Here is a 6,404-nt window from a genome sequence, read left to right on the forward strand (position 1 = left end):
TCAGGACGCACCCACTTCCCGGCGCAGTTCTTCTACGATCCGAGCTGCTAACTTACCGCGATCTTCGCGCTGCTTAGGTGTCAACTCCACGGCCTCGCGCCAGGATGGATCTTCCTGCGCTGTCCATGCTTTCAGAAACTCCTGATAAAGGGGGTCACGGATTGTGAAATCGAACCCACGGCCGCGGAGATCATCCCTTATCCGACCGAGTTCCGCCGCTTCGTCAGGCGTCAGTTCTTCCTTCATGCCGAGAACGCGCTGACGGTCCAAGTCAGTCTGTGTCTTGACGTCGAGAGTTGTCTTGAGGCGAAAGAGATCACTGGTCAGGATCGCTGCGACACCCATGCCCCGTGGATCCTGGTCAGGCGGTTCCGCGATAGCGCGGCCTTTCTCGTCACGTCTGAAGATTCGCACCTGAGCCCGTTCAAGCCCGGCAAACACGAGCGGGTCATGCGAAGACATCACGATATGACAGCTATCGCGTCCCCGAATGAACCGGTCGAGGAATGTCAGGTACTGTGTGCTCCAGGCTGGATTGAGATGCGTGTCCGGTTCGTCAAGCAGGAACAGGGCTTCATCCCGCGCCGTGAATTTTAGCAAGCCGAGAACCAGGAGCAATTGCTGCTCGCCCTCGCTTAGATCGCGATAAGTGACATTTCCACCCCCAGCCCCGGCGCTCATCCTGACGCGCGTGCGGACCTCGGCCAACACCTTCGACAGGTGCATACTCTCCAGCGCTGTGAAGAAGGCATACTGATTACCATACGACCGATATACATCGGCGAGCGACTCCGCACTGGACAGGAAAAGATAGAGACTCTTGACGATAGGGTTCTTCGTCAGGTCGATCGGAATGCGCCGCGTCATACGCAGCGGAAGCATGGCCTGATGATATAGCCGACTGAGAAACTCCTGCACTTCACCGACGGCGTTCCAGAACCGCGCATCCCCACCTTTTCGCTTCCATGGTGGCTCCTTCAGCGCAAAGAGCACACTATCTAACCCTTGGATTTGAAGATGCTCGCGAAGGAAATCTCGATCTTCCCTGGACGCCTCGCTGGCCTCCATGAAGAACGCAATGAGGGCGAACTGTCCGTGCAGCGTTTGGGCATAGAAGAGGCGCCGCAACGCGTTGGGATCGCTGATCGTCCTCCCGCGCTGTTCCGGTGATTTTATGATCCAGCTATAAAATCGCTCCCGGTGCTTCTCGAAGATCGTGGCGAGCCGATCGCTGGGTCCCGAGTAGTAGCCAAACACGAACGCAGGGCGATGACGGGGACGACCCTCGCGATCCTCAGCCATGAAGGTCTTGCGAGGAAGATCGCTATACTCGGTTTCCTTCGTTCGCTTGATCCGAAACGCCGGAAACTCGTCTGCCTTCCCCTGGACTTCGATGTGGTTCCCGCGGCACTCGTACTTCAGATCGTAGTCAAACGGCGCTTCGACATCGAGATCAAGATTGCGGAAGATCAGCGCCAATGCTTCAATCAGATTAGATTTCCCGGCTCCGTTCTGACCGACAAGCACCGTGTAAGGTGATCCCTCGTCGAAATCGACAGAGAGATCTCGTAGGTTCTTGAACGCGCCGATCCTGACCGCTTCAAGCCGCATCAGCGACCTCAAGCTCCGCGTTCTCTGCGGCGTCTCCCGTCAAGCGAATTGTGCCGCCGAGCGCGTTACGCAGAGCGAGATAGAAGAGCTCGACGTGTTCGGGCAGATCGCGGTTGTATCCGGCTTGCGCAAACAGCTCAGGCAGCGGCAAAGACCCGCCGTTTTCCTTCAACACCGCCGCTAGGTCAGGCGTTGGTTCGGCTTGCCGCGTCGGGCGAGGCCGTCTCTTTGGCATGGTATCACCTCTCAGGCTTGATAACGTCGCCTGAGTCTTCCGCGGCGGCCCCAGCCGCTGGAGAAGCTCGCTCGACGGCTCGTCATGTGGATCTTGCGGTGTTAACTCGCCCGCCACCGCCGCTGCCAGTAGTTCCAGCTCAAATTCTGGCAGGCGTGCAAGAGAGGCCTGTACGGCCCGTGTCTGGCCGGCTATCGCATCCAGGCGGCGGCGGGCCTCAGCGACAATACGCTGTTGCTCGTCACGAGGCGGGATCGGAAACGGAAGCGCTCGAAACCGCTCCAGCCCCAAATGAGCGATGTTTGTCGACCAGCGCGCAATCTCGCGAAACACCCCCGAATGCATGTAATGGCGGAAAACCAGCAGCGCGTATTCCGGCTCAATCCCGTCTCCCGCGCGAAAGCGGATCAGGGTATTTTGAAAACAAGCCCCCGGAACCTCTCCACGGTAGATCGCCGGACGACCAACCAGTTCCGGGCTCTGCCCCTCATTGAGAAGTACATCGCCGTCCTGCAGTTCGTAGATTGCGACTTCTTCAGGCTCGAAGTTCATGCGCAGGATGTCGGAGGTGTCGATCCGGTCTTCGTAGACATTCGCCACCCGGAGGTAGGGACGCATATTGCGCCCCCGCTCATGCTTGGGTGCCCGCTGGCGCCCAAGCCTAACTTCTCCGACGTGATCAACGCGACGCCGCAGCCATCCCTCTGGCACCGTGGCGCCTAAACCTGGGACGTCTAAGTTCAGTGTTTCCTCGAACAGATTGATCTGCCCTGACCGGGATGACCCGCGCGCGCGGTCTGGCTCGGGCGTTTGCGGCGATCGCGGCGCCAACTCGCCAGCCACTGCCGTCGCCATAATTTCGCGCACCTGCTCATTCAAATGGTGAAGCGCGGATCTAAGGCGAGCCTCCGCCTCCCGGATCTCGGCCAAGCGTATATCAGCGATCTCAGTTATCCGCGTCTGCTCAGCCAGCGGAGGCAATGGATAAGGGAGTTCGGCAAGGCGCGAACCGCCCAAATGCTGAATACCGACACCTCGCGCTGCGCCTGCGAAAACCCCAGCTGCCGCGTAATGCCGGAACACGACGAGTGCATACTCGGAGGTCGTCAGATGCGGCCGGAACCGGATTACGGTATTCTGGAAGCAACAGAGATCGAATTCGCCACGCCAGATCGCCGATCGCCCGACTTGGGAAGCGCTGCCCGACGCCTCCGTCAATAAGACGTCACCAACCTTCAGGCCAAATACTTCACGCTCCGCCGGCGTAAAGTTCATTTCCAGAAGGTCTGTAAGATTCATTCCGGCGGGCGTTATATTGGCGGCGCGCACATATTTGGTCATATGCGCACCCGAGTCCTGCTCGGGCGAACGTTGTCGGCCTAGCCGTACCTCGCCCGCCTGATCCACGCGCACCAAAGACCAGCCGGGCGGCAGCGCACGTTCAGAGTCGGTAGGCGGTTGGTCCATTCGCTTCTTCACCCTTGCGCCGGCTAGGCTGTCAGGGGAACCGGACGGAACGGGAAATCGTCTCGGCGCGGAACCCCTTGCTGCGTCCGGCTCTAAGCCGTACAATAGACGCGTGACAAGGATGAAGGCAATGGCAGCCGGACAGGTATCCGCGAAAAGGCGCACATTAGCGCGCAAAGAAAGGCTCGAGGCGCGGATCTCAGCCGATCAGAAGGATCTTTTCCAACGCGCCGCCGAACTCCAGGGCCGAACGCTCACTGACTTTGTCATCGCCAGTGTCCATGAGGCCGCAGTCCGCACCCTCGAAGACATGCGGGCCGTCAAGCTGACCGTGAAGGAAAGCCGGGCCTTCGCCGAGGCCCTGCTCAACCCGCGTGATCCTGGTCCGCGCCTGAGGGCGGGCGCACAACGGTATATTGCGACGGCGAGTGCCGTCGAGCCGACACGTTCTTGAGCTTGCGTGTCGAACCGCTTGATGACCGCCACGACCGCACCGCCTTTGAGTGCGGCGTCGAGCCGCTTGATCGCTATCTGCGTTTGCAGGCCATCCAAGACGGCCGGCGACGCATCGCCTCCAGCTTCGTCTTAGTGGGTTGGGGGACGACGCCGCTCGCCTACTACACCCTCGCAGCCGGTTCGATCGCATTAGCCGCCCTGCCTAACAGCTTGAGCAAAAGGTTGCCTCGTTATCCCTTGCTCTCCGCCACGTTGCTCGGCCGCCTGGCCGTGGACCAGCGGCATAGCGGCCATGGGTTCGGCGAACAAATGCTCATGGACGCCTTCGCGCGAGCTCTCCGCAGCGAAATCGCAACGTATGCGATCGTCGTCGATGCCACGGACGAACAGACGGCGACCTTCTATCGGCTCCATAATTTCCTACCCTTGACGGCATCGGGGGACCGACTTTTCCTACCTATGGCTGAGATCGCCCGACTATTTGCATGACACAGCCGCGAAGCGTTCAGACCACTTTGCTCCCCGTCACGCGCATGCCGAACTGCCATCAGCCCAAAACAAATTTTGCCAAGCGCTCGATTTCGAGCATGTCTAGTCCCGCCCCCTCCGCTTCCGTTGTCTCGATCAGGACACGCTCTGCGCCGTTTGCTGCCGCCTTCAGCGAGATAGGCCTTTCGCTTTGACGCCCACCGCTGCGCATAGGCCGGATCGGACAGCAACCCAAGATGCTCCCAGTAATAGGTAACCCCACGGGCATCGTCCTCAACGGAAAAATCCGGCCATCGCATCTTCCCGTTCAGGACGAGCGGCTGCTCGTAGACGTATTGGACCCTCATCGCGTAAAGCTTCTCTGCGATCGCGAGTTCGGCTTAGAGCGGACGAGCTCGTTCCGGCTTATTCGATGCAACAAGTGCTTATCCAGAAACTTGGGCCCAGCGGCGGTCAGCACCTCGACGGGGCAGGATGGGAAGACAAGCTGCCGGTGGTCGATGAGATCGAGCAGGAATATCGCCGGTGGAGCGACCGAGAGCCCTTGTCTTACAGGAGGCGGATCACGCCGCGCTTCAGGAACTCGCCGAGAATTTGCCGGCCATCTGGCACTCAGAAACCACCCAGCCAGAAGACCGCAGACGCCGGCTGGTCCGGTGACAAGAAGACCGTGATGCTTTCTGATCCATTCGCAGCCGGCAAGCGCCATGTACAGATTGCGGTCGAGGCCGCGTGCGGCGCGGAAGTCGGCATTCTCGATCTGCGCGTCATGGCGAAGCTTGGCAGCCCTGGCGCGAGCCTCGAAACGCTTCTGGCGGCGCATGGTCGCCTCGCGTTCGAGCAGCATGGCAAGCCATTCGCCGTGCTCGAGGCCGCGCACTTCTGACTGTGCGTCGAGTTCGTGGAAAGCGGTTGCCATGCCGTAAAGGCCGAGCTCTCGCAGCATATTGATGGTGGGATTGATCAGCATGGGGTGGATCTCCTCAATGAAAGTAATCAGGGCCACGCAGATTGGCGTGATCAACGATGGCGGTTGGTTCGGTGGAATGGCGTGCGGTTTTGTGGTTGGCGATGAGCGAAGCAATGTTCTTGCAGTTCAGCCCACCGATCTCGACGGCGCGGGCTGACACGGCTTCAGCCCGATTGCGCTCGATGTCGCGAAACAGGCGCAGGATCCCCAGACATGTTCGAAAGCCCTGCTCGGGATGCGGACGGCTGGCGAGAATTGCGATGACCAGGCCTTCAGTCTGTGGCCCGATCGACGTGGCCCAACGCCGAAAGCGCTCCGGCGTCCATTCGGCATAGCGCCGGTGGGAACTGGGCATGTGATCCGGATCGGTTTCATGGCGAGGACCTCCATAGCGGCGCTGATGCACCGCGACGCGCTTGCCGCGGTGGAAGATCTCGATGGTGCGCGCGCCGTTGCTCTCAGATCGACCTGCTGACAAATAGGCTGTGGGGCACGGAATAAAAGAAGGTGTTCAACTCGACGTGATAATCCGTCGAGACGCGGGCCAAACGCCATTCGGCCAGCCCCGCCATCAGCCGGGTCGGCAGCGGCGGCATGCCGGGACCGTCCGAATAGACCGCGCCGAAACGCTCCTCCAGCACCGGCTAGTCGATCGCCTGCGCCAGGCGCACCAACTCGTGCTTTCATGTTGATTGATCTGATCGAGCCTGGAGCGGAAAAGGTCCTGCTCTCCCGTCTCGCGCTTCTCGCGTGGCCTGGACACTGCGTCCCCCCTCGATTCGCCGCCGCCGACCGAGTGAATCACGCTCCGCAGCACAAGGGAATCGCAAAATCGAATTGCAAGAAAACAGGGCCCAAACACCCAAATCCTGCAATTCCAAAGCCGTCGGCCGCCTTAATCAGGATGCCAGATCAACGGCTTGCGGATAGTTCACGGCCAACGAAGTCATGAGGGTCAGTTCACTGGTGCGTTTTACCTGCAGATGATTGGCGCAATCAGAATGGCGAAGGGTCACAGGCGTGCGCCGCTTTGCCTGTCGAAGATGTGAACACGGCGCGGATCGATCCTCAGTCTAACTTCTTCACCAGGTCGGACTGTCAGTCGATCCTTGACGATAGCGTCGATAGGATCATCGCCAAGTTTGGCGAATATCTGTGTCTCGGAGCCGGTCGGCT

7 protein-coding genes and 1 pseudogene are annotated in these 6,404 nt (G+C 59.9%); 2 read left to right on the forward strand and 6 right to left on the reverse strand.

Annotated features, from left to right (window positions below):
* Positions 1 to 1,611, reverse strand: coding sequence for an AAA family ATPase (locus EN807_RS31050; RefSeq protein WP_127208377.1), 1,611 nt, complete (start codon positions 1,609 to 1,611; stop codon positions 1 to 3).
* Positions 1,601 to 3,187, reverse strand: coding sequence for a restriction endonuclease subunit S (locus EN807_RS31055; RefSeq protein ID WP_189522634.1), 1,587 nt, complete (start codon positions 3,185 to 3,187; stop codon positions 1,601 to 1,603). The genes EN807_RS31050 and EN807_RS31055 overlap by 11 nt, the downstream gene beginning before the upstream one ends.
* Positions 3,188 to 3,443: 256 nt before the next feature.
* Between EN807_RS31055 and EN807_RS31060 the strand changes: the two genes are divergently transcribed.
* Together EN807_RS31060 and EN807_RS31065 are read left to right on the forward strand one after the other, a co-directional pair.
* On the forward strand, positions 3,444 to 3,767 hold the full coding sequence (locus EN807_RS31060) for a DUF1778 domain-containing protein (protein ID WP_127208379.1): 324 nt from the start codon (positions 3,444 to 3,446) through the stop codon (positions 3,765 to 3,767).
* The gene (locus EN807_RS31065) at positions 3,764 to 4,258 is read left to right on the forward strand and encodes a GNAT family N-acetyltransferase (protein ID WP_127208380.1); all 495 of its coding nucleotides are present in this window, start codon (positions 3,764 to 3,766) and stop codon (positions 4,256 to 4,258) included. The genes EN807_RS31060 and EN807_RS31065 overlap by 4 nt, the downstream gene beginning before the upstream one ends.
* Before the next feature lie 343 nt (positions 4,259 to 4,601).
* Here EN807_RS31065 and EN807_RS37020 read toward each other — a convergent pair whose 3' ends face one another.
* From EN807_RS37020 to EN807_RS37535, 4 genes and pseudogenes are all read right to left on the reverse strand, one after another.
* A complete protein-coding gene (locus EN807_RS37020; protein WP_245485589.1) occupies positions 4,602 to 5,228 on the reverse strand; it encodes an ATP-binding protein in 627 nt (208 codons plus the stop codon).
* A gap of 13 nt (positions 5,229 to 5,241) precedes the next feature.
* Positions 5,242 to 5,583: a transposase gene (locus EN807_RS36120; protein ID WP_164759468.1), complete on the reverse strand. Its 342-nt coding sequence runs from the start codon at positions 5,581 to 5,583 to the stop codon at positions 5,242 to 5,244.
* Positions 5,584 to 5,785: 202 nt separating this feature from the next.
* Positions 5,786 to 5,991, reverse strand: a pseudogene (locus tag EN807_RS35860) (IS5/IS1182 family transposase); the annotation flags it as partial.
* A 249-nt stretch (positions 5,992 to 6,240) separates the two neighbouring features.
* Positions 6,241 to 6,404: TOBE domain-containing protein (locus EN807_RS37535; protein ID WP_189522635.1), on the reverse strand; the 164-nt coding region annotated here is incomplete at its 5' end.

This window comes from Mesorhizobium sp. M5C.F.Ca.ET.164.01.1.1 (genome assembly GCF_004792125.1).
Classification (GTDB): domain Bacteria; phylum Pseudomonadota; class Alphaproteobacteria; order Rhizobiales; family Rhizobiaceae; genus Mesorhizobium; species Mesorhizobium wenxiniae.